Source organism: Actinosynnema sp. NPDC050436 (assembly GCF_040655415.1).
GTDB lineage: Bacteria > Actinomycetota > Actinomycetes > Mycobacteriales > Pseudonocardiaceae > Actinosynnema.
The window spans coordinates 288,928-313,147 of record NZ_JBFAJV010000001.1; the positions used below are offsets into that span (position 1 = coordinate 288,928).

Annotated in this window: 16 protein-coding genes; 10 read left to right on the plus strand and 6 right to left on the minus strand. The window is 74.6% G+C overall.

Annotated elements, in window-relative coordinates; genetic code table 11:
* The first annotated feature begins 118 nt into the window (after positions 1 to 118).
* From AB0I60_RS01245 to AB0I60_RS01255, 3 genes are all read left to right on the plus strand, one after another.
* On the plus strand, positions 119 to 2,899 hold the full coding sequence (locus tag AB0I60_RS01245) for a BTAD domain-containing putative transcriptional regulator (protein WP_360724886.1): 2,781 nt from the start codon (positions 119 to 121) through the stop codon (positions 2,897 to 2,899).
* 160 nt (positions 2,900 to 3,059) lie between these two features.
* On the plus strand, positions 3,060 to 4,529 hold the full coding sequence (locus AB0I60_RS01250; RefSeq protein ID WP_360724888.1) for an MFS transporter: 1,470 nt from the start codon (positions 3,060 to 3,062) through the stop codon (positions 4,527 to 4,529).
* Between the two features lie 108 nt (positions 4,530 to 4,637).
* Positions 4,638 to 5,249: a TetR family transcriptional regulator C-terminal domain-containing protein gene (locus AB0I60_RS01255; protein ID WP_360724890.1), complete on the plus strand. Its 612-nt coding sequence runs from the start codon at positions 4,638 to 4,640 to the stop codon at positions 5,247 to 5,249.
* A 13-nt stretch (positions 5,250 to 5,262) separates the two neighbouring features.
* Here the strand turns inward: AB0I60_RS01255 and AB0I60_RS01260 are convergent, their stop codons facing one another.
* The 6 genes from AB0I60_RS01260 to AB0I60_RS01285 all read right to left on the minus strand — a co-directional run bounded on the left by AB0I60_RS01260 (position 5,263) and on the right by AB0I60_RS01285 (position 12,995).
* Positions 5,263 to 6,753 carry a SulP family inorganic anion transporter gene (locus AB0I60_RS01260; RefSeq protein ID WP_360724892.1) on the minus strand — a complete coding sequence of 497 codons (1,491 nt, stop codon included), beginning with the start codon at positions 6,751 to 6,753 and terminating at the stop codon, positions 5,263 to 5,265.
* 323 nt (positions 6,754 to 7,076) lie between these two features.
* Positions 7,077 to 8,549, minus strand: coding sequence for a UbiD family decarboxylase (locus AB0I60_RS01265; protein ID WP_360724894.1), 1,473 nt, complete (start codon positions 8,547 to 8,549; stop codon positions 7,077 to 7,079).
* Positions 8,546 to 9,031: a flavin reductase family protein gene (locus tag AB0I60_RS01270; RefSeq protein ID WP_360724896.1), complete on the minus strand. Its 486-nt coding sequence runs from the start codon at positions 9,029 to 9,031 to the stop codon at positions 8,546 to 8,548. The genes AB0I60_RS01265 and AB0I60_RS01270 overlap by 4 nt, the downstream gene beginning before the upstream one ends.
* Complete coding sequence (locus AB0I60_RS01275) at positions 9,028 to 9,792, minus strand: catechol 1,2-dioxygenase (RefSeq protein ID WP_360724898.1); 765 nt, start codon at positions 9,790 to 9,792, stop codon at positions 9,028 to 9,030. Before AB0I60_RS01275 ends, AB0I60_RS01270 begins: the two co-directional genes overlap by 4 nt.
* Before the next feature lie 72 nt (positions 9,793 to 9,864).
* Complete coding sequence (locus AB0I60_RS01280) at positions 9,865 to 11,376, minus strand: 4-hydroxyphenylacetate 3-hydroxylase N-terminal domain-containing protein (RefSeq protein ID WP_360724900.1); 1,512 nt, start codon at positions 11,374 to 11,376, stop codon at positions 9,865 to 9,867.
* Complete coding sequence (locus AB0I60_RS01285) at positions 11,373 to 12,995, minus strand: aromatic amino acid ammonia-lyase (protein ID WP_360724902.1); 1,623 nt, start codon at positions 12,993 to 12,995, stop codon at positions 11,373 to 11,375. Before AB0I60_RS01285 ends, AB0I60_RS01280 begins: the two co-directional genes overlap by 4 nt.
* A 311-nt stretch (positions 12,996 to 13,306) precedes the next feature.
* On the opposite strand from AB0I60_RS01285, the gene AB0I60_RS01290 reads away from it, so the two are divergent.
* From AB0I60_RS01290 to AB0I60_RS01320, 7 genes are all read left to right on the plus strand, one after another.
* Positions 13,307 to 13,927 carry a response regulator transcription factor gene (locus AB0I60_RS01290; RefSeq protein WP_360724904.1) on the plus strand — a complete coding sequence of 207 codons (621 nt, stop codon included), beginning with the start codon at positions 13,307 to 13,309 and terminating at the stop codon, positions 13,925 to 13,927.
* A gap of 2 nt (positions 13,928 to 13,929) precedes the next feature.
* Positions 13,930 to 14,541 (plus strand): UbiX family flavin prenyltransferase, encoded by a 612-nt coding sequence (locus tag AB0I60_RS01295; protein WP_360724906.1) that lies wholly within the window; start codon positions 13,930 to 13,932, stop codon positions 14,539 to 14,541.
* A 37-nt stretch (positions 14,542 to 14,578) separates the two neighbouring features.
* Positions 14,579 to 15,703: a histidinol-phosphate transaminase gene (locus tag AB0I60_RS01300; protein ID WP_360724908.1), complete on the plus strand. Its 1,125-nt coding sequence runs from the start codon at positions 14,579 to 14,581 to the stop codon at positions 15,701 to 15,703.
* Complete coding sequence (locus AB0I60_RS01305) at positions 15,688 to 16,239, plus strand: pyridoxamine 5'-phosphate oxidase family protein (RefSeq protein ID WP_360724910.1); 552 nt, start codon at positions 15,688 to 15,690, stop codon at positions 16,237 to 16,239. Before AB0I60_RS01300 ends, AB0I60_RS01305 begins: the two co-directional genes overlap by 16 nt.
* A gap of 45 nt (positions 16,240 to 16,284) precedes the next feature.
* A complete protein-coding gene (locus AB0I60_RS01310; protein ID WP_360724912.1) occupies positions 16,285 to 16,854 on the plus strand; it encodes a hypothetical protein in 570 nt (189 codons plus the stop codon).
* Between the two features lie 34 nt (positions 16,855 to 16,888).
* Complete coding sequence (locus tag AB0I60_RS01315; protein ID WP_360724914.1) at positions 16,889 to 22,858, plus strand: amino acid adenylation domain-containing protein; 5,970 nt, start codon at positions 16,889 to 16,891, stop codon at positions 22,856 to 22,858.
* A gap of 81 nt (positions 22,859 to 22,939) precedes the next feature.
* A complete protein-coding gene (locus AB0I60_RS01320) occupies positions 22,940 to 24,211 on the plus strand; it encodes an NAD(P)/FAD-dependent oxidoreductase (RefSeq protein WP_360724916.1) in 1,272 nt (423 codons plus the stop codon).
* Positions 24,212 to 24,220: the final 9 nt, after the last annotated feature.

Here is a 24,220-nt window from a genome sequence, read left to right on the forward strand (position 1 = left end):
GCAAGTGCAACCCGGTGCTGCTGGGCTGTTCGTGGGAACGCGTCGCGGACGTCCTGTCGCCACCGGTCGTCGTCTGGTATCCCGGCGCGGGGCGTCAGGCGCAGGAGGTGGGTTCGTCATGGTGTGGCTGCGGTTGTTGGGCGAGATCGACGCCGAGGTCGGTGGTGCGCCCGCGAAACTGGGCTCGGCCAAGCAGCGCGGGGTGCTGGCGGCGCTGGCGGTCGAGGCCAACCACGTGGTGGGCGTCGACCGGCTGCTGGAGCACGTGTGGGGTGGACTGGTACCCGCCCGCGCCCGCAACTCGTTGCACACCTACGTCTCCGGCCTGCGCGCGGCGCTGTCCGGGCTGCCGGACGTGCGGCTGGAACGCCGGTCCGGCGGGTACCGGCTCGCCCTGGACGACCAGGGCGTGGACCTGCACCGGTTCCGGCACCTGCTGGACGAGGCCCGCGCCGAGGACGGCGCGCGGGCGGAGGCGCTGCTGGAGCGGGCGCTGGGGCTGTGGCGCGGCGAGCCGGTGGCCGACCTGCACACGCCGTGGGCCGAGGGCCTGCGGGCGACCCTCGACCTGGAGCGGCTGGCCGCCGAGCTGGACCACGCGGAACTGGCGCTGCGCCGGGGCCGGCACGCCGAGCTGCTGCCCCGGCTGACCGGCCGGGCGCGCAGCCACCCGCTGGACGAGCGGGCCGCCGCGCAGCTCATCCTGGCCCTGTACCGCAGCGACCGGCAGGCCGACGCGCTGGAGCACTACCGCCAGGTGCGCGCCCGGCTGATCGACGAGCTGGGCACCGACCCCGGCCCCCGGCTCCAGGACCTGCACCGGCAGATCCTGAACGCGGACCCCGGCCTGACCGCGCCGGCCCCGGACGTGGCGGCCCCGGTGGTCGTGATGCCGCGCCAGTTGCCCGCCCCTCCCGCGTCGTTCGCCGGCCGGGCCGGCGAGCTGGCCGCGCTGACCGCTGCGGCGGACGCCGCGACGCCCGGTGCGGCGGTGGTGATCTCGGCGTTGTCGGGGGCGGGTGGGATCGGCAAGACGTGGCTGGCGCTGGCGTGGGCGCACCGCAACCTGGAGCGGTTCCCGGACGGGCAGTTGTTCGTGGACCTGCACGGCTTCAGCCCGACCGACCGCCCGACCGCACCCGCCGACGCGCTGCGCGCCCTGCTCGACGCGCTCGGTGTCGCCTCCGACCGCGTCCCGCACGACGTCGACACGCAGTCCGCGCTCTACCGCAGCCTGGTCGCCGAACGGCGGATGCTGGTGGTGCTGGACAACGCGGCCACCGCCGAGCAGGTCGCGCCGCTGCTGCCCGGCGGCGCGTCCTGCATCGCCCTGGTGACCAGCCGCAACCGGTTGTCGGCGCTGGTCGCCCGGCACGGGGCCCGCCCGCTGCCGCTGGACGTGCTCGCCGACACCGAGGCCCGCGCCCTGCTCACCACCGCCCTGGGCACCGCCCACGCCGACGAGCCCGCGATCGCCGAGCTGGTCGCGCTGTGCGGCGGGTTCCCGCTGGCGCTGGGCCTGATCGCCGCGCGGCTGCACCACCTGCCGCCGGCCGAGGTGGTCGCCGAGCTGCGGGAGTCCGGCCTGGAAGCCCTGGACGACACCGACGACCTCGCCACGAGCCTGCCCGCCGTGCTGTCCTGGTCGTTGCGCAGGCTCAGCGAGCAGCAGCGCACCGCGTTCGCCCTGATCGGCATCGCACCAGGGCCCGACGTCGACCTGCCCGCCGCCGCGTCCCTGATCGGCCTGCCCGAAGCGCAGACGCGCAAGGTGCTGCGCGTGCTGGAGGACCACTCGCTGCTGGACCGCAGACCCGGCGGCCGGTACGCCATGCACGACCTCGTCCGCGCCTACGCCGCCACGACCGCCGACACCCTGCCCGACACCGACCGCCGCGCGGCGCTGGAACGCGTGGTCGACTTCCACCTGCACACCGCCGACGCCGCAGACCGCTTCCTCAGCACCCACGACGCGCCGCCCCCGCTCGACCCGCCCGCGCCCGGCACGCGCCCCACCCCGCTGCCCGACCTGCCGGCCGCGCTGGAGTGGCTCGACACCCACCACCCGCACCTGCTGGCCGCGCAGCACACCGCCGCCGGCCTCGGGCGGCACCAGTCGGTGTGGCAGCTCGCCCGGACCCTCTACACGTTCCACCACTGGCGCGGACACCTGCTGGACGAACTGGCCGTCGGGCAGGCCGCCCTGGAGGCCGCCGCGCACCTGCCCGACCCCGCGATCAGCATCCGGGGCCACCACTTCGTCGGCCGGGCCTACGCCGACCTGGGGCAGCACGACGAGGCCATCGCCCACCTGCACCAGGCACTCGCCCTCGCCGAGCACCACGACGACACCCTCCACCGCGCCAACACCACCCGCGCCCTCGCCCGCGCCTGGGAACAACGCGGCGACGACCACCGCGCCCTCGAACACGCCCTGCTCGCCCTGGAGCTGTACCGCCGGGTCGAGCCGCCGGTGTCGGAGTCCACCGCGCTGGCCACGGTGGGCTGGCACGCGGCACAGGCCGCCGAGTACGACACCGCCCGCACCCACTGCCGGGCCGCCCTGGACCTGTTCCGCGAGGAGCGCGACCCGGACGGCGAGGCGGCCACCCTGCACAGCCTCGGCTGGATCGACCAGCACACCGGCCACCACGACCGGGCCGTCGAGTACTACGAGCAGGCGCTGACCCTGTTCCGCACCCACGGCAACAACCGCCAGGCCGCCGCCACCCTCGACAACCTCGGCCACCCCCACCTGGCCCTGGGCCACGCGGAGCAGGCGCGCGCGTCGTGGCGGGAAGCGCTGGCGCTCTACCGGGAGCAGGGCGACGAGGCCAAGGTCGAGGAGGTGCTCCGACAACTCGACCTCCTCGACCGGGGCACCGCCGAGGTCCGCTGACCGCGCCGCACCACCGCGCCGCCACGACTCGCCGCCACGACTCGCCGCCACGACTCGCCGTCCGCCGAGCCGCCCTCGACGCCCGACCAAATCAATGTGATCACATTGATTTGCGGTACGGTGGGGCCGACCGCCGACGACGAGCGATCGGACGCCGTGCATGGACGCCCCTTCCCCCACGCCCTCCCGGTCACCGGGCCGCGCAGGGCCGTCGACCGGCGGGCCGGTCCTCGCGTTGGCGTGCGCCGCCCAGTTCATGGTGGTGCTGGACGCCTCGGTGGTGAACGTCGCGCTGCCCGCCGTCCGGTCCGACCTCGGCTTCGACCGGACGGGCCTGCACTGGGTGGTGAACGGGTACGCGCTGGTGTTCGCGGGCTTCCTGCTCCTGGGCGGGAGGCTGGCCGACCTGTACGGGCGCAAGCGGGTGTTCACCGCCGGCCTCGCGCTGTTCACCGCAGCGAGCGCGGCCGGCGGCCTGGCGGGCACCCCGGGGACCCTCGTCGCCGCGCGGGCGGCGCAGGCGCTGGGCGCGGCGCTGCTCGCCCCGGCCGGCCTCACCATCCTGACCACGACCTACCCGGAGGGTGCCGCGCGGGTGCGCGCGGTGGCGATCTGGACCGCGCTGGCGTCCGCCGGCGGTGCGGCCGGCAGCCTGCTGGGCGGCGTGCTCACCGAGTACCTGACGTGGCGCGCGACGCTGCTGGTCACCGTGCCGCTGGGGGTGCCGGCGCTGGTGCTCGCGGCCCGGTGGCTCGTCGCCGACCACCTCCCCCGGCCGGCGCGGACCTCGGGGGCGGCACGTCGGCTGGACGTGCCGGGCGCGGTGTCGGCCACGCTGGGGATTACCGCGCTGGCGTTCGCGCTGTCCGGGGTGGAGGAACGCGGCTGGGGCGATCCCCGGACCTGGGGCGCTCTGGTGGTCGCCGCAGCCGGTCTGGCGCTGTTCACCGCCGACGAGCTGTGGCTGTCGCGGTCGCCGCTGATCCCGTTGCGGCTGTTCCGCTCGCGGGCGATCGCCCTGGGCAACACCGCGATGCTGCTGGCCGGGGCGTGCCTGGTGCCGATGTGGTACTTCCTGTCGCTCTACGTGCAGGAGGTGCTGCACTTCTCGGCCGTGGCGACCGGGGTCGGGTTCCTGCCGCACACGCTGGTCACCGTCGTGGTCGGCGCGCGGCTCGCACCCCGGCTGCTCGACCGCTGTTCCGCCCGCGCGCTGGTCGCGGCCGGCGCGCTGGTCGCGGCGGCCGGGTTCTGGTGGCAGAGCCTGCTCGACGTGGACGGCACCTACCTGTCGGCGGTGCTCGGCCCGGCCGTGGTGGTGTCGGTGGGCACCGGCCTGCTGAACACCCCGCTCACCACGGCGGTCACCTCGGGGGTGCCGGCCGGCGACGCGGGCGCGGCGTCCGGCCTGGCGAACACCGCCAAGCAGGTCGGCGGCGCGCTCGGCCTGGCCGCCCTGGTCGCCGTGGCCGCCCCGCCCGGTCCGGACGCCCACGGGTCGCGGGAGCGGCTCGTGGCCCTCACGCACGGCTTCGGGACGGCGTTCGCGGTGGTGGCGGTGGTCATGGCGGCCGTCGCCGTCCTGGCCCTGGCCCTGCCCCGCACCCGGGACGCCGCTGCGGTGGGGTAGGCCCGCCTGGCCGACGGGTCGTCGGGCCGACGGGTCGTGCTCACCGCGCTAGGATCGCCGCGACCATCCGTGCGGAGCGGGCGCGCGTGGAGTGGAGGCCACCCGACGATGGCGAGACTGCGCGGACTGGGCGCGCACCACGAGCAGCGGCGTGACGACATCGCGTCGGCCGTGCTGGAGGTCGTGGCCGACTCGGGCCTGGCCGCCGTCTCGCTCAGCTCCGTCGCGGCGCGGGCCGGGATCTCGCAGGGCCGGGTCCAGCACTACTTCCCCACCAAGGAGGCCCTGCTCGAAGCCGCGTTCGACCACGCGAACGCGCGGAGCGCGGCCCGGATCAGGGCCGAGCTGGGCGAGGAGGCGGAGACCGCGCCGCCCCGGCAGGCGCTCACGGTCGTGCTCACCGAGCTGATCCCCCACGACGCGCAGTCGGCGAACCACCTCCGGGTCCGCCAGGCGTTCGCGGCGCTGGCGCTGCACCGCGAAGCCATCGCCGACCGGATGCGCGGCGAGTACGAGCGCCTGCACCACCACCACCTCGCCGACCTCGTCCGCCGGGACCAGGCCGCCTCGGCCCTGCCGCACGACCTCGACGCGGCCGACACCGCGCTGTCCCTGGTGGCGTTGGCGGAGGGGTTGGCCTACCACGTCCTCATCGGCACCTGCCCCGGCCCCACGGCCCGGCGCCTGGTCCGGGAAGCCGTCGACCGCCTCTACAGCTGACCGGCTGACGTGGTCAGTGGCTCCCGGCGCGGTCACCGGAGAGGCGTCGGTGGATCGCCGCGCTCGGGGCGTTGAGGCCGACGATTTCCACCGCCGTGCCCCTGCGTTCGTACTTCGCGGTGATCGCGTCGAGCGCGGCCACCGAGGACGCGTCCCAGATGTGCGCGCCGGTCAGGTCCACCACCACCCGGTCCGGGGCGGCGGCGTAGTCGAACCGGTGGACCAGGTCGTTGGTGGAGGCGAAGAACAGCTCGCCCGTCACCCGGTAGACCACCTGCCCGCCGTCGACCTCGGCGGTGACCTCGACCAGGTGCGCGACCCGCCGGGCGAAGACCACCACGGCGGTGAGGGTGCCGAGCACCACGCCGATCGCCAGGTTGTGGGTCACCACGACGACGGCGACGGTGACGACCATGACGCCGATCTCGCCCGGCGGCATCTTCTTCAGGGTCGCGGGGGCGACCGAGTGCCAGTCGAAGGTCCCGACCGCGACGAGCACCATCACCGCGACCAGCGCCGCCATCGGGATGTCGGACACCAGCGGCCCGAACACCACGCACAGCACCATCAGGAAGACCCCGGCCAGGAACGTCGACAGCCGGGTCCGCGCGCCCGACGTCCTGACGTTGATCATCGTCTGGCCGATCATCGCGCAGCCGCCCATGCCGCCGAACAGGCCGGTGACGACGTTCGCGACGCCCTGGCCGATGGACTCGCGGGTCTTGTCGGAGCCGGTGTCGGTGATGTCGTCCACCAGCTTGGCGGTCATCAACGACTCCATCAGGCCGACCAGCGCGAACGCGAGGGCGTAAGGGGCGATCAGGGCCAGCGTGCCGAGCGTGAACGGCACGTCGGGCAGGCCCGGCACCGGCAACGACGTCGGCAGCGCGCCCTTGTCGCCGACGGTGGGCACCGCGATCCCCGCGCCGACCGTCAGCGCGGTCAGCACCACGATCGACACCAGCGGGGCCGGCACGGCCCTGGTGACCCGGGGGAACAGCACCACCAGCAGCAGCCCGCCGGCGAACAGCGGGTAGACCGGCCACGGCACGTCGAGCAGCTCGGGCACCTGGGCGAGGAAGATCAGGATCGCCAGGGCGTTGACGAAGCCGACCATCACGCTGCGCGGGACGAACCTCATCAGCCGGGCCACGCCCAGTGCACCGAGCACCACTTGGACCAGCCCACCGAGGATCACCGTCGCCACGAGGTAGCCGAACCCGTGCTCCCGGGCCAGCGGGGCGACCACCAGCGCGATCGCACCCGTCGCCGCCGAGATCATCGCGGGCCGCCCGCCCACGACGGAGATGACCACCGCCATGGTGAACGAGGCGAACAGGCCGACGCTCGGCTCCACGCCCGCGATGACGGAGAACGAGATCGCCTCGGGGATCAGCGCGAGCGCGACCACCAGCCCGGCGAGCACCTCGGTGCGCAGCACCTTCGGCGACAACCAGGGGAGGCGTCGCCGGAGCCCGGCGGCCGAGGACTGCGAAGACGTCAACGCGGAACCTGTCGTGTTCTGGACGCGCCGGGGCGTCGCGGGGCCTGCGGATGGGATCGGGGAGGTGCCGGCGGCGTCGCCACCCGGCCGACCGACTGCACGACCCTACTAGCCCGTGCGGGGTGGAACGGAGGGGGTGTGGCTGGTGACACCCTCCCGCCCGCGCCGGGGCGTGAACCGCCAACTCCACCGCGCGCGAGTCGCGGTCGCCCTCCACTCGGTCCGCATCCGCGCCGACGTCCGAGCGCCCGGCCGGCGCCGGCGGCAGGGCCGGCCCCGGCCGCGGTCGCCGCTCCGCCCGGACCCGGAACCCCCTCCAACCCTCACCCCGGACGGTCACCGGCCGGTCGGGGCAGCAGGCCGTCGAGCACGGCGGTCGCGCGGGCGCGGACGGTGGGTGGGTACAGGTCCTCGAACGACAGGACCGTCGGGCGCGGGTCGGGGAGGAGGCAGTCGTAGACGGCCCGGTCGGCGTGGCCGGCGGCGCGTTCCTCCGGCGTGTAGCACGCCAGCAGGCGCAGGACCGGGCCGTCGTCGGTGATCGCCCGGACCGGGTGCTGACGGGTGCCGACCGCCCACAGCAGCTCGTCCACGTCGGTCGGGTCGACGTCGTCGTCCAGGAGGTAGATCTTCGGCACGGTGAACCCGAACTTGGTCCGCCACACGACCTCGCCGACGCGCCGGCACAGCGCCGCGCGGTCCGGGAACGCCGACCGCCGATCCCGGTCGACCGTCACGACCATCCAGTGGTTCGCGGTCTCGAAGGGGATCCACACCGAGCCGACCGGCAGGCCCGCGTCCCGGAGCAGGCCCAGCGCCTCGGCGGAGAAGCACACCCCGGCGACGGTGTGGTACTCGTCCACCGGTTTGCCCTCGGCGACGAACGGGAGCACGGGGTCGTCGCGGTGGGTGATCGCGGTGAGCGTGTACACCGGTTGGGTGCCCGTGCCCGACGAGGCGTAGCCGGGGAACTCCCCGAACGGCCCCTCCTCGACGCGCCGGTCGACCGACACGTGGCCCTCGAACACGATCTCCGCCGACGCGGGCACCTCCAGGTCCACCGTCTCGCACCGCACCAGCTCGACCGGTTCGCCGTGCAGCGCGCCCAGGTAGGCGACCTCGTCCACGTAGTCGCCCAGCGGCATCCCCGACACGAACGGCGCGGCCGGCGGGCCGCCCTGGAACAGCGCGAACGGCATGGGCTCGCCGCGCTCGGCCCACATCCGCCAGATCCGGGTGAGGTGCTGCCCCGGGACGAACAGGCCGGTCATGGTCGTGCGGCCGAGCTTCTGCACCCGGGAGATCGACCAGTTGGTCCACGCGCCGTCCGGCGTGCGCGCCACGATCGTGCCCCACGTGTTCACGTACGGGCCGCCGTCGCCGGGGTGGATCAGCGGGATCGGCCACCGGTCCAGGTCGACGTCCTCGGCCGCGACGACGTTCTCCTTGCACGGCCCGGTGGGCACGACGACGGGCGCGACGGGTGCCCGCGACCGCACCGCCGCCAGCGCCTCCACGATCTCGCGCCCGCCCGTGCCCGGGTCCAGGCCCAGTGACAGGGCGACCCGGGCCAGCGGCGCGTCCGGCCGGCTGCTCAACGCGGCGGGTCCGCCGAGCAGGCGGGCACCCTCCAGGTCGCAGACCGGGTTGGCCAGCAACGGGGCCGGGGCGCGGTGCTCGCAGCAGTACCGCACGACCGCCGCCGCCTCCAGCTCGGGCGAGACCGGCGCGGACACCACCACCAGGTCGCCGGCGGCCTGGAGGGCGTCGAGGTGGTCGCGGAGGTCGTTGATCACCGCAGGTCCCCTTCCCGGGTGGTCGGCGGCCCGGTCAGCCGGCCGCGCCAGAAGATGAGCGGGTCGCCCGGGAACGCCCGGGACGAGGTCACCCGGCCCACGTGCAGGACGTGGTCCCCGCCGTCGTAGCGGGCCCAGGGCACGCAGTCGATGTGGGCCAGGCAGCCGTCCAGCCACAGCCCGCCGCCGCCGTCCCGCCAGGCGGGGTCGAGGGCCGAGGGCCGCCCCGCGAAGTGGTCGGCGACCCCGCCCTGCCCCGCCGCCAGCACGTTGACCGAGAAGGGCGAACCGGCCATCGACCGGTTCGCCCGGCTGTCGCGCGCCAGCGAGACCATCACCAGCGGCGGTTCCAGCGACACCGAGGTGAACGAGTTCACCGTGATGCCCCGGACCCCGGTGCCGCTGCGGTAGGTGGCCACGGCCACCCCCGTGGCGAAGTGCCCGAACGACTCGCGCAGCGCCCGGTGGTCGGTGACGGTCACGGCCGGCTCGACCCCGGCGCGAGCACGAAGTCGTAGTCGGCCGCCACCGCCTTGTCGCCGACCACCGCCGGCCGCAGCACCAGCTCGTCCTTGACGCCGTTGGCGACGTCGGTCTCCAGCCACGGGTCGCCGGCGAAGTAGAGCTGGGTGGTCAGCGGCTCGTGGCCGGGCGCGGTGATGATGAAGTGCACGTGGGCGGGCCGCCAGGCGTGCAGGCCGAGCAGCGCGAACAGCCGCCCGGACGGGCCGTCGACCGGCACCTGGTACGCGCCGGGCACGATCGTCCCGATGTCGAAGCGGCCCTCGTCGTCGGTGACGACCCGGCCGCGCAGGGCGAAGTCCGGGATGCCGGGCGCGAAGTGGGAGTAGAGGCCGAACTCGTCGGACTGCCACACGTCGAGCACCGCGCCGGCCAGCGGCGTCCCGTCCGCCGACCGCACGCCGCCGGTCAGCCGCAGGGTCTCCGCGTCCCCGCCCCCGGCGCGCGGCAGCGAGCAGCGGGCGGGCAGCAGCGGTGACTCCGGGACGTAGAACGGGCCCTGGACCGCGCCGGGGCTCGCCGCGCGGTTGGCGTTGTGCACCTCGACGGTCGATTCGAACAGGATGTCGAGGAGGAGGTCCCACTCCCCCGCCTTCCCGACCGCGACGATGCCGCCCTTGATGCGCTCGTAGTCGTCGTAGCCGATGTCGTGCTCCACCAGGAGCGCCCGCGTGCGGGAGATCAGCTCGTCCAGGAACCCGGCGATCCGTCCTTGAGTCATCTGCACCCTCCGTGGCGCGTGGTTTCGGTGTGCGGTCCGGCGATCGGGTTCGCCGGGCGGTCCGGGGCCGGGTCAGAACAGGTCCGGGACGGTCCAGCCGTCGAGGTCGTACTCGGACAGGCACCGGTCGACCAGCTCGTCGAAACCGGTCAGGGCCCCGCCCGCCGTCATCGCCTTGACGATGTCGAGGCGGACGCTCTCGTGGTTGCCGGCGTAGTTGCGCTCGTAGAGCTCGTGGCGCCCGGCGAACTCGGTGCCGACCGAGTCCCACAGCAGCTTCATGACCTTCACGCGGTCCTGCGCGGTGTGCCCGTCGCTGCCGCGCAGGTACTTGTCGAGGTACGGCCGGAGCGAGGGCTCCCGGAAGTCGCGGACGCTGGAGTTGACGTAGATCAGGCCGCTGCCGACGTCCTGCTGGACGATCTCGCGGACGCGCGGGTAGCCGACGGTCATGAACCACCGGTAGGCCATGCCGTACTCGGGGTTGGGCAGCACCGAGCCGTCGTTCCACGGCACGGGGTCGCGCGCCATCCCCGCGCTGAGGCCGGCGAACAGGTTGCGCCACGCCAGGACCTCGCCGAGGCGGGTCTGCACGCCCCGGAAGTCGGCGGTGCCGGTGATCCTGAGCGCCTTGGCCAGCAGGCCGGCGATGAACTCCAGCTTGACCGTCAGGCGGACGCAGCCCTGGAAGGTGAACCGGGGCACGAAACCGGAGCGGGGGAAGAACGCGTTGCACTTGTCGACGTCGCCGTGGACGAACACGTTCTCCCACGGGACGAGGACGCGGTCCAGGATGAAGATGGTGTCGTTCTCGTCCATCCGGGAGGACAGCGGGTAGTCGAACGGGGCGGAGGTCGCGGAGGCGGCGGTGTAGGACGGGCGGCAGACGAGTTTCACGCCCGGCGCGTCGACCGGGACGGTGAACACCGCCGCGTACTCGGGGCGCTGGATCGCCAGCCCGTGGTGGGCGACGAAGTTGTAGTGGGTGAGCGCGGAGCCCGTGGCGACCACCTTCGCGCCGCTGACCACGATGCCCGCGCCGGTCTCCCGCTCGACGTGGACGAAGGTCTCGCCCACCTCGTCGGGGCGGCGGGAGCGGTCGGTCGGCGGGTGGATGATCGCGTGGTTCCAGTACAGGACCTTCTCCTGCGACTCCCGGTACCAGCGGCGGGCGTTGTCCTGGTAGGGGTCGTAGAAGTCGGCGTTGGCGCCGAGGGTGCCGAGGAAGCTGGCCTTGTAGTCGGGGCTGCGCCCCATCCAGCCGTAGCTCAGCCGCGCCCACGCCCCGATCGCCGCCCGGTCCCGCACCAGGTCCTCGGCGCTGCGGGGGACGCGGAAGAACGAGTGGGTGCGGCCCCCGCTGCCGGTGTCGGTCTCCGCGGTGAGGACGGGGGCCAGGTCCGGGTCGTGCAGCGCGTCGTAGAGCCGGGCCACCATGCGGGCGGGGTTGCGGAACGCGGGGTGCGCGGTGACGTCGGCGACGCGCTCCCCGTCGAACCAGACCTCGCGGCCGTCGCGCAGGCTCTCCAGGTACTCGTCGCCGGTCAGCGGGCGCGTGGTCGCCCCGGTGTGCGCTCCGGTCACGGCTGCACCGGCGCCTCGACCGCCACGGCGGCGCGCAGCCGGCCGGAGGTGATGAGCTGCTCGACCGCCGCGATGTCGTGGTCGAGCCGGCGGTCCGCGCCGACGAACGGCGAGACCTCGCGGATGGCGGCGTGCGCCCGCCTGGCCGCCGGTCCCGCCAGGTCGGCGCCGCGCAGGTCGACGGCCTGGGCCAGCGCCACCAGGTGGATGGCGCAGACCTTGCGCGTCAGCTCCACGATCGTGCGCGCGTCGCGCGCGGCGATCGTGCCCATGCTCACCTTGTCCTGGTTGTGGGCCTCGGTGGAGCGGGAGAAGACCGAGGCGGGCGCGCTGGTCTTGAGGATCTCGGCGGTCACCGCCGACGCGGCGATCTGCATCCCCTTGAACCCGTGCTCCAGGCCGGCTTCGCGGTCGTCCTCGGGCGTGGCGGCGAGGTTGGCGGGCAGGCCCCGGTTGAACTTCTCGTCCACGACCAGGGCGAGCTGGCGGTCCAGCAGGTCGGCGACGTTGGCGACGGCGACCTTGAGGCTGTCCATCGCCTGCCCGACGTGCCCGGCGTAGAAGTTGCCGCCGTGGTGCACCAGCTCGTCCTCGCTGGAGAACAGCGGGTTGTCGGTGCTGGAGTTGATCTCGGTGGTCAGCCACGGTCCGACCCAGTCCAGGGTGTCGCGCAGGACGCCGTTCACGTGCGGCGCGCAGCGCACCGAGTACTTGTCCTGGACCTTCTCGGCCTGCCGGACGAATCCGCGCCCGCCCAGGGACTGCGACCGGTCCACGATCTCCTCGTAGGACGAGGTGAGCCGCGACCCGTCGAGCAGCGCCCGGACCAGTGCGGCGCTGGTCCGCTGCCCCCGGTGGGGCTTGGCGTCGTGGACGAACGGGTGGAAGTGCGAGGCGTTGCCGCGCAGCGCCTCGCACGTCAGCGCGGTGCACAGGTCGGCGACGAAGGCCAGCTCCGCCGCGTCGGAGTGGGCGAGCGCGGCGAACGCGGCGGTGAAGGAGGTGCCGTTGATGAGCGCGAGCCCCTCCTTGGGCTCCAGCGCGAGCGGGGTGAGCCCCTCGGCGGCCAGCGCCTCGGCCGAGGGGCGCAGCTCGCCCCGGTGGCGCACCTCGACCTCGCCGAGCAGCGCGGCGGCCACGTAGGACAGCGGCACCAGGTCGCCGCTCGCGCCCAGCGACCCCAGCTCGGGGACCTGGGGGACGATGTCGTGCTCCACGCAGCGCAGCAGGAGTTCGACCACCTCGGGGCGCACCGCCGACGCGCCCCGGGCCAGCGAGTTGGCGCGGATGAGCATGGTCGCCCGCACCACGTCCCCGTCGGCGACCGGGCCGACGCCGTTGAGGTGGTAGCGCACCAGGTTGTGCTGGAGGCGGGCGGCCTTCTCGGCGGAGATGTGCCGGTCGGCGCTGTCGCCGAACCCCGTGGTCACGCCGTAGACCGGCGTGCCCTCCTCCAGGAGCTTGTGCCGCAGGCGCAGCGAGTCCTCCATCGCCAGCACGGCGTCGTCGGCGAGCCGCAGGTCCTGCCTGCCGCGCGCCCTGGCCGTGGTCACGACGTCGGCGACGGACAGGCGGTGGCCGTCCAGTTCGATCGCCCGGGTGTCCGACGGGTTCGTCATCGTGGTCCTCCTCCTCGACCCTTCACGAGCCGGAGCGGCGCCGTTCGCCGTTCGCCGCGACACGGCCGCCGGAAGAATGCTGCCGGCGGCGCGGGCGACCCGCCTCGGCCTCCGGTAGCGCTTTTCAGAGCAATTCCGCGTTGGTTTCAGCCCTGCTTGCCGGTTCACTCAGCAGGTCTGAAGACAAGTGACCTGGACGCGGCGGTCGGATTTCTATAGCGTACGACAAGGTGAAAGACGGAATGGCCGGTCCCGCAGCGGGGCGGGTACCGCGCCGGGATCGCCGCAGGACCGTCCCCATTCGACCGGCGGTGTTCCTCGTCGCCGGTTCGAAAGATCTGCCACTGGGTCGCAGGCTGCACGCGGCGAGCGGTGGCGGATTTGTCCACGTCACCGCCGAGGTGGCCTTCCGGCCAGTGGTCGGATTGGCTTCCCGACTCGGTGCGGATGTCGTCGTGTTCGATTCACGCGACAATGTCCGAACCATTCTCCAGACCATTGTCGAATTGCGCGGGAAAGGACCGGGGAACGTGGGTTCGATCCTGGTCGCCGACGATGCCGCCTCGGTGCCGCAACTCCTCGCCCACGGCGCGCGCACCCTGCTGACCAGGGCGGCGAGCCGGGAGGAGATCCTGCTGGCGACCGCCGCCGCGCTCCGGGGGGACGTCCTCGTCCCGGCCGAGCTGGCACCGCGGTTCCAGGAGGTGCTGCGCTCGCCGCCGGCCTGGCGGATCGGCGCGCAGCGGTTGACCCCGCGCCAACGGGACGTCCTCGCCCTGCTGGCGAAGGGCGTGTCGAACTCCGAGATAGCGGCGGCGTTGTCGCTGAGCGAGAAAACCGTCAAGACGCACGTCTCGAACATCCTCAGCGCGCTGAACCTGACCACCCGCACGCAGGTGGTGGCGACTCTACTCCGTGGGGACCTGATCTGAGCATGGACGAACGCAGACGACTCGTCGTGGGCGTGAGCGGGGCGACCGGCACCGCCTACGCGGTGCGGGTGCTCGACGCGTGCCGCGCGGCCGGGGTGGAGACGCACCTCGTGGTGAGCAGCGCGGGCGAACTGACCCGCGCGACGGAAACGGACCTGGACCGGTCGGCGCTGCACGGTCGCGCGGATTTCAGTTATCGGCCGAACGATTTCACGGCGGCCATTGCCAGCGGTTCCTTCCCGACGATCGGGATGGTGGTGGCGCCGTGCTCGGTGCGGACGCTGTCGGCGATCGCGTACGGGATGAGCGACACCCTCCTCAGCCGCGCGGCGGACGTGACCCTGAAGGAGCGCCGCCGGCTGGTCCTGCTGTTCCGGGAGACGCCGCTGACGCTGGGCCACATCCGGGCGATGGCGGCGGTGACCGAGTCCGGCGGCGTGGTGCTCCCGCCCGTGCCGGCCTTCTACACGCGCCCCACGACCTTGGGCGACGTCGTCGACCACACCGTCGCGCGGGCCCTGGACCTGTTCGGCCTGCCGGACGCCCTGGACGTCCCGAGGTGGGGTCTGGGCGAACTGGCCGCTCGCAACGGCGCACGGGATGCGCACCACTAGTCGTCGGCACCACTTCACCGGCAGGAGGGACCACGTCATGCAACGCCGCACCGGGGCAGGACCGCCGCAGGTCGGCCGGCCGCCGCGCGGGCCTGCGGGCTACCGCGCGCCCGTCCTGCCCCCGGGCAGCATCGTGCTGGCCAACAACGAGGTCCCGGACGGTCCCCCGCCGGGCGTCCTGGAGGCGATCGGCGCGGCGGCCCGCACCGCGAACCGCTACCCCTCCCCCCACGCCGACGCCCTGGTGGAGCGGCTGGCCGAGCGGCTGGGCGTGCCGCCGGAGCACCTCGTCGTGGGGTGCGGCTCGGTCGACGTGCTGGGCCGGGCGCTGCGGGTGGTGTGCCGCCCCGGTGACGAGGTGGCCTTCGCCTGGCGGTCGTTCGACCTCTACCCGGACCTGGTGGACGCGGCGGACGCGACCGGCAGGCCGGTGGACCTGGGCCCCGGCGGGGTGCTCGACCTCGCGGCGCTGGCGGGGGCGGTCGGCGACCGGACCCGGGTCGTCCTGCTCTGCAACCCGAACAACCCGACCTCGACGGCGGTCGAGGAGGCGGACCTGGTCGACTTCCTGGGCCGCGTGCCGTCCGACGTCCTGGTGCTGCTGGACGAGACCTACCGCGACTTCTCCGCCAACCCGCGCCTGCCGGACGGCGTGCGGCTGGCCGGGGCGTTCCCGAACGTCGCCGTCCTGCGCACGTTCTCCAAGGCGTACGGCCTCGCCGGGCTGCGCGTCGGCTACGCCGTGCTGCCCGCGCACGTCGCCTCGGCGGTCCGGCGCGCGGGACCGCCCTACGCGGTGAACGCGGTCGCCGAGGCCGCCGCCGTCGCCGCGCTGGACGCGCACGGCGAGGTCGCCGAGCGGTGCCGCCGGACCATCGCCGAACGGGATCGCGTCCGCGCCGGCCTGGTACTGCTCGGGTACCGCCCGGCGCGCAGCGAGGCGAACTTCGTGTGGCTCCCGCTCGGACCGGGCAGCGCCGCGTTCACCCGGCACTGCCGCCGCGACGGGATCGTCGTCCGGTGCTACGACGGCGAGGGGGTCCGCGTCACCGTCGGCTCCCGCGCGGAGAACGACCACTTCCTGGCGACCGCCGCGAAGTTCGAACCCGGGTCCGGGGCACCGGCCCGCGCAGGAGGGGACCAGCCGTGGGCGACGACGTAGCGGACGTGGTGGAGCGGGCGGCGGACCTGCTGCTGTCGTCGCGCTTCCTGGTGCTGGGCACCGCTTCCGGCGATCCCGCCGGGGACCCGTGGGTCGCGGCGGTCAACCACGTGGTGGCCGACGACGGCCGGCTGCTGTTCTGCTCCTCGCCGGCCGCCCGGCACAGCGGGCACGTGGCGGCCCACCCGGTCGTCGCGGTCACCGCGTACCGCGTCGGCCCGGCACCGGGGGACGTGGACGGGTTCCAGGCGCGGGGCCGCTGCGCGGTCGTTCCGCCGGACGAGCTCGCCGCGCGGCACCACGAGTTCTTCCTCAAGGACTTCCCCGACCCGGCCGTCCGCGCCCAGGTGCTCATCGACCCCGCCCGGTTCGCCGAGGGCGGCACGCACCGGCTGTACGCGGTGCGGTTGGACGAGTGCTGGGTCCGCGACCCGCACTCGTGGGGCCGGGACCAGACCGACCGGCGGCTGCCGGTGCCGGTGCCCGACCTCGTCCGGCGGCTCGGCGAGCGCGCGAGGTCCGCCTACACCGCGTGACCGGCCGCCGACCGGACGGCCGACGAGACGACGGGAGGACCCCGGATGACACCGGACCGGCACGGGCCCGACGGGCTGATCCTGGCCGAGCGGCACCCGCCGGCCGCCGCGCTGGAGCGGGCGCGCGCGGCCCGGCTCCGCCGGCGGGAGGACGACCTGTTCTGCACGCGGCAGGTGGTGATCTCCGCGCTGCCGCACGAGGTCTTCGCTTACCTGCGCGAGCCGGAGCACCTCGCCGAGTGGACCTACAGCCTGCGCGGCCTGGCCCGCGCGGCCGGGCCCGACCTGTGGCGCGCGACCGACCTGCTCACCCCCGGCTCGGAGGTCTTCCTCCAACTCGTCGCGCACGAACCGGCGCTGGCGGTGGACCTCCGCGCCGGGGCGGCCGACTACCTGTGGATCACCTCGTCGCTGCTCGTCCGCCCGGCGGGCGAGCTGCTGGCGAAGCCGGGGTCGGTGGTCTTCTGGTCCACCGCCCGGCACCCGAACTACGACTCGTTCCCGCTCGCGCCGACCCCCGACGACGTGTGGGCGTCGGTGGCGGGCTTCCACGACCTCGAACTGCACAACCTCAAGTCGATCCTCGAATCCGGAGCCGGTGCCCGGCGGGCGTGACGCCGCCGGACACCGGGAGCCACCAGGGGGGACCATGCCACCGCACGCGGACACGACCCGCGAAGACCGGCGCCTCGAAGCCCGACTGCGGGACCTGCCGACGATCGTCCACCTCGCGCGGGACCGGGCCGCCACCGCCGGGCACCGGACGGCCCTGGTCGCCGGCGGGGTCGCGCTGACCGCCGCCGAGCTGGACCGGCGGGCGAACGGGATCGCCCACGGGCTGCGCGCGCGAGGTCTGACCACCGGCGACCTCGTGGCCGTGGCGTGCCCGCCCGGCGCGCTGCCGCTCGTGGCGGTCCTGGGGGTGCTGAAGGCCGGCTGCGCGTTCCTGCCGGTCGACGTGGACCTGCCCGACGACCGCGTCCGGCACTTCCTGGCCGACGCCCGCCCCGCCCTGGTCGTCGGGACCGACGCGGCCCGCCTGGCGCGGTTCGGCGTGCCGCACGCGGCACCGGACGCCCTCGCCGAGGGCCGGCCGACCACCGACCCCGGGGTGCCCCTCACCAGCTCCGACCTGTGCTGCGTGATCTACACCTCCGGTTCGACCGGCACGCCCAAGGGCGTGCGGATCGGGCACGCGGGGGTGGCCAACTACGCCACCCCGTTCCGCGCGAACCAGGACGTGGCGGCGGCGGTGCGCCACGACGTGACCGCGATCGGCGTGGCGTCGATCGGCTTCGACGCCTTCTTCGCGGTGGCCTTCACCGCGCTGGCCAACGGGCTGCGGCTGGTGCTGCCGGCCGACCGGGAGGCCGAGGACCCGGTGCGGCTGGCGGAGCTGATGCGGCGCGAGGGGGTGACGTACCTGAACGCGACGGCGTCGCGGCTCGACGAGTACGCCCGCGCGCCGGAGTTCCTCGACGCGCTGCGCGCGTGCCGGGTCGTCGTGCAGGGCGGCGAGCCCTTCCCGCCCGCGCTGTTCGCGAAGCTGCGGGCGGCCACCGACGCCGAGGTCTACAACGCCTACGGGCCGACCGAGGCCACCATCGGCACCCACGTCCAGGAGATCACCGACGGGGCGGAGATCGGCGTCGGCCGGCCCGTGCACGCGGTCGGGCACCTGGTCGTGGACGGGCGCGGCCGGCCGCTCGCCACCGGCCTGGAGGGCGAGCTGCTGGTGTCCGGGCCGGGCCTGGCGCTGGGCTACGTCGGGGACCACCACGCCGGGCAGCGGTCCTTCGTCGTGGTCGACGGCGTGCGCCACTACCGGACCGGTGACCTGGCGCGGCTGGACGCGGCCGGCCGCGCGACGGTCCTCGGCCGGGTCGACCGGCAGGTGAAGGTCCGGGGCGTCCGGGTCGACCCGGCGGAGGTGGCGAACGCCGTGCGGACCGTGCCCGGGGTGGACCAGGCCGTGGTCGCGCCGTCCGGGGCCGGTGACCGCCTGGTCGCCTGGTACACCGGGTCGGCGGCGCTCACCCCCTCGGACCTCCGGGAGGGACTGCTGCGCGTGCTGCCGGCCGCGCTCGTGCCCTCGGCGTTCGTGCGGCTGGCGGCGATCCCGACGACGGGCAACGGCAAGGTCGACCACGACCGCCTCCCGGAGCCGGCCACCGCGCCGGGGCCGGCCGCGCGACCGGCGACACCGCTGGAGGGCAGCCTTCACGACATCGTGGCCGCCGCCGTCGGCACCGCCGGGTTCGGCACCACCGACAGCCTGGTCGAGCGGGGCATGACCTCGCTCACCGCGATGACCATCGCCGCCGGCATCGGCCGCGCGCACGGCAAGGCGGTGTCGATGCGCGACGTCGTCGCCGCCGACACGGTCGCGCGGCTGGCGGCGGTGGTCGGGCGGGCACCGGACCGGACGGCCGACGTGCCCGCCGCCGGCCGCGCCGACGCGCCGCTGACCGCCGCCCAGCTCGGGGTGTACCTCGAAGCGGAGCGGTCGCCGTCGCTGCGGTACAACCTGCCCGCCCGGATCGACTTCGGCCCGGCCGACCGGAGCGCGGTCGTCGCGGCGCTGGAGGCGACCTTCGCCCGGCACCCCCACCTGTCCACCCGGCTGGAGCAGCGCGCGGGCGTGCTGGTCCAGGTCGCGGCGGACGACCCGGCACCGGAGATCACCGTCGTGCCAGACGGGGACGCCGACGCGCTCGCCGAGGGGTTCGTGCGGCCGTTCGACCTCGTCGGCTCCCCGCTGCACCGGGTGGTGGTCGTGGAGTCGGCGGGCGAGGTGGTCGTGCTGGTCGACTTCCACCACGTGATCTTCGACGGCCGGTCCTGGTCGATCTTCGTGGAGGACCTGCTCGCCGCCTACGAGGGGCGGCCACCCGCCCCGGCCGGCCCCACGGCGCTCGACCTGGCGCACCGGGCACCCGACCGGCGCGAGGCCGACCGGCGCTGGCACGCGGACCGGATCGGCGACGGCGAGGGGGCCACCCGGCTGTCCAACGCCGAGCTGCGCGGCGAGCCCGGTCCCCGCGAGCGGGCCGACGCACGGGTGGCGCGCGCCGCCGTCGCGGACCGGGCGTCGCTGATGGGCGTCACCGCCGCGACGTTCTTCCTCGGCGCCACCGCGCTGGTCGTGGGACGCCTGGGCCGCACGGCGGACGTGCGGATCGCCACCGTGTGCGACGCCAGGCCGGACGAGCACGCGCGGACCGTGGGCATGTTCGCCACCACCGTCCCGATCGTCCTCGACGCCGCCGGCGGCCGGTCCGTGCACACCTACCTGCGCGACGTCGGGCAGCGGCTGCACGAGGTCACCGGCCACCAGGACTACCCGTACGCGGACGCCGTCCGCGAGTTCGGCTACGAGCCGCAGGTGCTGTTCGCCCACCAGGACGACCACCGGGCGGCCCACCCCACCTCGCGCGGGGTCGTCCGCGTCCGGTCGCTGTCGGAGCGCGCCACGAACTTCCCGCTGCTGGTCGCGGTCGGCTCGGACGGCGACGACGTCACGGTCCGGGTGGAGACCGACACCCGCGCCTTCCCCGCCGGCACGGCGGCCACGATCGCGGAGTGCCTGGTGGCGGTGTGCGCGGCGTTCACGCGGGCCGATGCCTGGCAGCGCCGCCTCGGCTCCGTGCCGATCTCCTCGGCCGCGCAGGTCGAGCGGGTGCGGCGGTTCGGCGACGGCGGCGAGACGGCCAACCGGGACCGCAGCGTGGTGGACCTGCTCCAGGAGCACGTCGAGCGCACGCCCGACCGGGTCGCCCTGATCACCGGGGCGGAGACCCTGACCTACCGGGAGCTGGCCGAGCGGTCGGACCGGGTGGCGCGCGGCCTGGTCGACCGGGGCATCGGCCGGGGCGACTGCGTCCCGCTGGTCCTCGAACGCACCTCGGCGCTGGTGGTGGCGATGATCGGGGTGATGAAGGCGGGTGCGGCGTTCCTGCCCGTCGACCCGAGGCTGCCCGCCGACCGGACGGCCCGGTTCGTGGCGGACACCGGGGCGGTGGCCGCGCTGACCGACGAGGCGAACCGCAGACCGGGCGGCGTCGTGGTGGACGTGCTGCTGCGCGAGCCGGCACCGGGCGGCCCGCGCGTCGACGCGCGCACCGCGCCGGACGACCCGTGCTGCTACATCTTCACCTCCGGGTCGACCGGGACACCCAAGGGCGTGGTGCTCACCCACCGCAACCTGGTCAACTACGTGTCGCCCTACCGGAAGAACACCCACATCCGGCTGTACCGGGACATCCGGGCGGTCGCCCTGTCGATCATCACCGTGTCGTTCGACGGGTTCCTGCACGAGTGCTTCTCCGTGCTGGCCAACGGGCTCACGTTCGCGCTGGCGGGCGACGACGCGGTGCAGAACCCCGCGCTGCTCGCCGAGTTCGGCCGGCGCAGCGGGGCCAACGCGATGGCCTTCACGGCGTCGCGGTTGCGCGAGCTCCTCGGCTACGCGGAGCTGCGCGACCTGTTCGCCGGCCTGGAACTGGTGGTGCAGGGTGGCGAGCCGTTCACCGACGACCTGCTCGACGCCGTGCGGCGGCGCTCGGCGGCCACCGTGCTCAACATCTACGGCCCGACCGAGGCGTGCGTCTCCACCAACCAGGCCGTGCTGGTGCCGGGCGCGGCCATCACGGTCGGACCGCCGCTCAACGGCGTCCGGGAGCAGGTCGTGGACGCGGAGGGCCACCCGCTGCCGGTCGGCGTCACCGGCGAGCTGTGGATCGCCGGCGACTGCGTGTCGCCCGGGTACGTCAACCGGCCCGACCTCAACGCGCGCAGCTTCACCGACCGCCTGGGCGAGCGCCACTACCGGACCGGCGACCTCGCCCGGTGGACGCCCGGCGGCGAGGTGGTGGTGCTGGGCCGGGTCGACCGGCAGGTGAAGCTGCGGGGCGCGCGGGTCGAACTGGAGGAGGTCGAGGCCGCGATCCACCGGCTCGACGCGGTGGCCGACTGCGCCGTCGCCGTCCGCGACGTCGCCGGGCGCGAGCACCTGTGCGCGTGGTTCGTCACCGGCTCCGCCGACCTGACCGGTGCCGACCTCAGGACCCGGCTCGCGGCGAGCCTGCCCAGCTACATGGTGCCGACGCAGTTCGCGCGCGTCGCGGCGATCCCGCGCAGCCCGCAGGGCAAGGCCGACGTGCGGTCGCTGCCCACCCCGGCCGAGGACGCCTCCCGGGTCGAGTTCGCGGAGGCCGCCGACGAGGTGGAGAAGTTCTTCTGCCGGCTGTTCGAGGAGGTGCTGTCGGTCGACCGGATCGGGGCGACGCACGACTTCTTCGAGTGCGGCGGCACGTCGCTGGACGTCGCGCGGATCACCCTCGCCGCCTGGCACCGGGGCCTGTCGCTGACCTACGCGGACGTGTTCGCCGCGCCGACCGCACGGGCGCTCGCGCGCACCGCGCAGGACAGGGCCGAACCGGGGCCGGCGCGGCCGGAGGCCGGGCACGACGACCACGGGCGCGTCGCGTCGCTGCTCGCCGCGCGCGGTGCCCCCGCGACGGTGGCCGACGCGGAACGCCGCCCGATCGGCGACGCGCTGGTGCTGGGCGCGACCGGTTTCCTGGGCAGCCACGTGGTGTTCGAGCTGCTGCGCGACCCCGCGCGCACGGTGCGGTGCCCGGTCCGGCCCCGCCCCGGGGCGTCCGCCGGGCAGCGGCTGCGCGACCGCCTGGACACCTACTTCGGCAGCGGGTTCCACGACTCGGTGCGCGACCGCCTGGAGGTCGTCGAGGCCGACGACCTCGCCGACCTCGGCCCCCTCGCCTGCGACACGGTGTACAACTGCGCGGGCTCGGTCAAGCACTTCTCCGCCGCCGACGACATCGAGTCGACCAACCTGCGGACCACCCGCGCGGCCGTCGCGCTGGCCGCGCGGCCGGGGCGCCGGCTGGTGCACGTCTCCTCGATCAGCGTGGCGGGCGACGCGCGGCGGGCCACGACCGGCACGTTCACCGAGGCGCACTTCCACGTCGGGCAGGACCTGTCCAACCAGTACGCCCGCAGCAAGTTCCGGTCCGAGCAGGTCGTGTTCGAGGCCGTGCTCGACGGGCTGGACGCGCAGGTGATGCGGGTCGGCAACCTGATGCCGCGCTTCTCCGACGGCACGTTCCAGGTCAACGGGGCGGAGAACCGGTTCGCCGCCGGCCTGCGGGCGCACGCGCTGCTCGGCGTCGTCCCCGCCGGGTCCCCGGCGGAGGCGGTCGAGCTGTCGCCGGTGGACCTGACCGCGCGCGCGGTCGTCCTGCTCTCGACCGCCTCGGCCGGTCCGCTGGTGTTCCACCCCTTCAACCCAACCTCGACCGTCCGGGCCGAGGTCCTGGCGAGCCTGGCCGAGGCGGGCCGGCCCGTCCGCCCCGTCGACCCCGGGGAGTTCGAGGAGGCGTTCGAGCGCCTGTCCCGCGACCCGGCGCACGCGGCGGACCTGGCACCGCTGATCGCGTTCCGGGGATCGGCCGGGGACGGCGGGCACGGCGTCGAGTTCTCCTGCGCCGCGACCGACCGGCTCCTGGCGGCGTGGGGCTTCCGGTGGCCCGTCCTGGACCGCCGCTACCTGTCGTCGTTCGTCGCCGGGCTGGCGGCGTCGGGCGCGCTGCGCTGACGGGGTGGCGGGCAGCGCCGCCCGCCACCGCACCCACTCCCGGTCCGTCCGCACCCTTCTCGCGAAATGAGGATGAGTTTGATGAATCTGTCGAAGTACGACGTCGTGGTCCTGGGCGGCGGACCGGCGGGGTCGGTCGCGGCGCGGCAGTCGGCGCTGTCCGGCCTGACGACCCTGCTGGTGGAGAAGGCGGAGTTCCCCCGGTTCCACATCGGGGAGTCGCTGCTGCCGCACATGATGGCCATCCTGGAGCAGCTCGGGCTGCTGGAGGCCCTGCGCGCCGAGGGCCACCCGGTCAAGCGCGGCGCGGAGTTCTGCGACAGCTCCGGGCGCGACTTCCGGGTGGGGTTCGACCTCCAGGGCCCCGGCCGCCACCACAGCGCCGTCCAGGTGGAGCGCGCGCGGTTCGACAAGCTGCTGTTCGACTCCGCCTCGGCGGCGGGCGCCGAGGTGGTGTCGCCGGTCGAGTCCGCCGACGTAGAACTCGCCGAGGGCGACGCGGACCACCGGGTCACCGTGCGCCTGCCCGGTGGCGAGCAGGTCGGGGTCGCCGCCCGGGTCGTGATCGACGCGACCGGGCGCGCGGGGCTGATCGCGAAGAAGCTGAAGCTGCGCCACCGGGTGGAGCGGCTCAACAACATCGCCCTGTTCCGGCACTTCCACGGTGTCGACGAGGCGGACAACCCCGGCGTGCGGGGCGACATCCAGGTCGGGCTGCACCCGGACGGCTGGGTGTGGGCCATCCCCATCAGCGAGGACGTGCTGAGCATCGGGACGGTGATGCACCGGACGACCCTCGGGCGGGGCCGCTCCTACCAGGAGGTGTTCGACCGGTTCCGGGTCCGGGTGCCCCGGATCACCCAGCGGCTGGGTGCCGCCACCGCGACCGGCCCGGTGCGCATGGAGGTCGACTTCGCCTACTTCGCCGAGCACGCGGCGGGCAACCGGTGGTTCCTGGCGGGCGACGCGGCGGCGTTCGTGGACCCGGTCTTCTCCGGCGGCGTCTACCTGGGGATCGCCACCGGGCGGCAGGCCGCGCTGGAGGCCGCGCGCGTCCTGTCGGGCGAAACGCCGGTCGCCGTCGCCGGCGCGCGCTACGACTCGTTCTACAAGACCGGGTACGACACGTACTTCCGGCTCGTCCAGTCGTTCTACGAGCACAAGTTCGACTTCTGGGCCTTCATGGACACCTTCGGCGACATCGTGGACGACGAGGCCGCGTCGCTCATGCTGAGCGGTGACCTGTGGCGCGAGGAGAACGTGTTCGCCAAGCGGCTGCGCACCATCGACCGGCTGGCCGTGTTCCCGCCGTTCGAGCTCTACACCGGCTGCCCGGCCTACCCGGGCGTCTGACGCCGGCGT

Coding starts and splice junctions, on each gene's coding strand:
- AB0I60_RS01245 (WP_360724886.1), top strand. CDS start 119: ATGGTGTGGCTGCGGTTGTTGGGCGAGATCGACGCCGAGGTCGGTGGT.
- AB0I60_RS01285 (WP_360724902.1), bottom strand. CDS start 12,995: ATGACGAACCCGTCGGACACCCGGGCGATCGAACTGGACGGCCACCGC.
- AB0I60_RS01315 (WP_360724914.1), top strand. CDS start 16,889: ATGCCACCGCACGCGGACACGACCCGCGAAGACCGGCGCCTCGAAGCC.
- AB0I60_RS01295 (WP_360724906.1), top strand. CDS start 13,930: ATGGACGAACGCAGACGACTCGTCGTGGGCGTGAGCGGGGCGACCGGC.
- AB0I60_RS01310 (WP_360724912.1), top strand. CDS start 16,285: ATGACACCGGACCGGCACGGGCCCGACGGGCTGATCCTGGCCGAGCGG.
- AB0I60_RS01250 (WP_360724888.1), top strand. CDS start 3,060: ATGGACGCCCCTTCCCCCACGCCCTCCCGGTCACCGGGCCGCGCAGGG.
- AB0I60_RS01275 (WP_360724898.1), bottom strand. CDS start 9,792: ATGACTCAAGGACGGATCGCCGGGTTCCTGGACGAGCTGATCTCCCGC.
- AB0I60_RS01300 (WP_360724908.1), top strand. CDS start 14,579: ATGCAACGCCGCACCGGGGCAGGACCGCCGCAGGTCGGCCGGCCGCCG.
- AB0I60_RS01255 (WP_360724890.1), top strand. CDS start 4,638: ATGGCGAGACTGCGCGGACTGGGCGCGCACCACGAGCAGCGGCGTGAC.
- AB0I60_RS01320 (WP_360724916.1), top strand. CDS start 22,940: ATGAATCTGTCGAAGTACGACGTCGTGGTCCTGGGCGGCGGACCGGCG.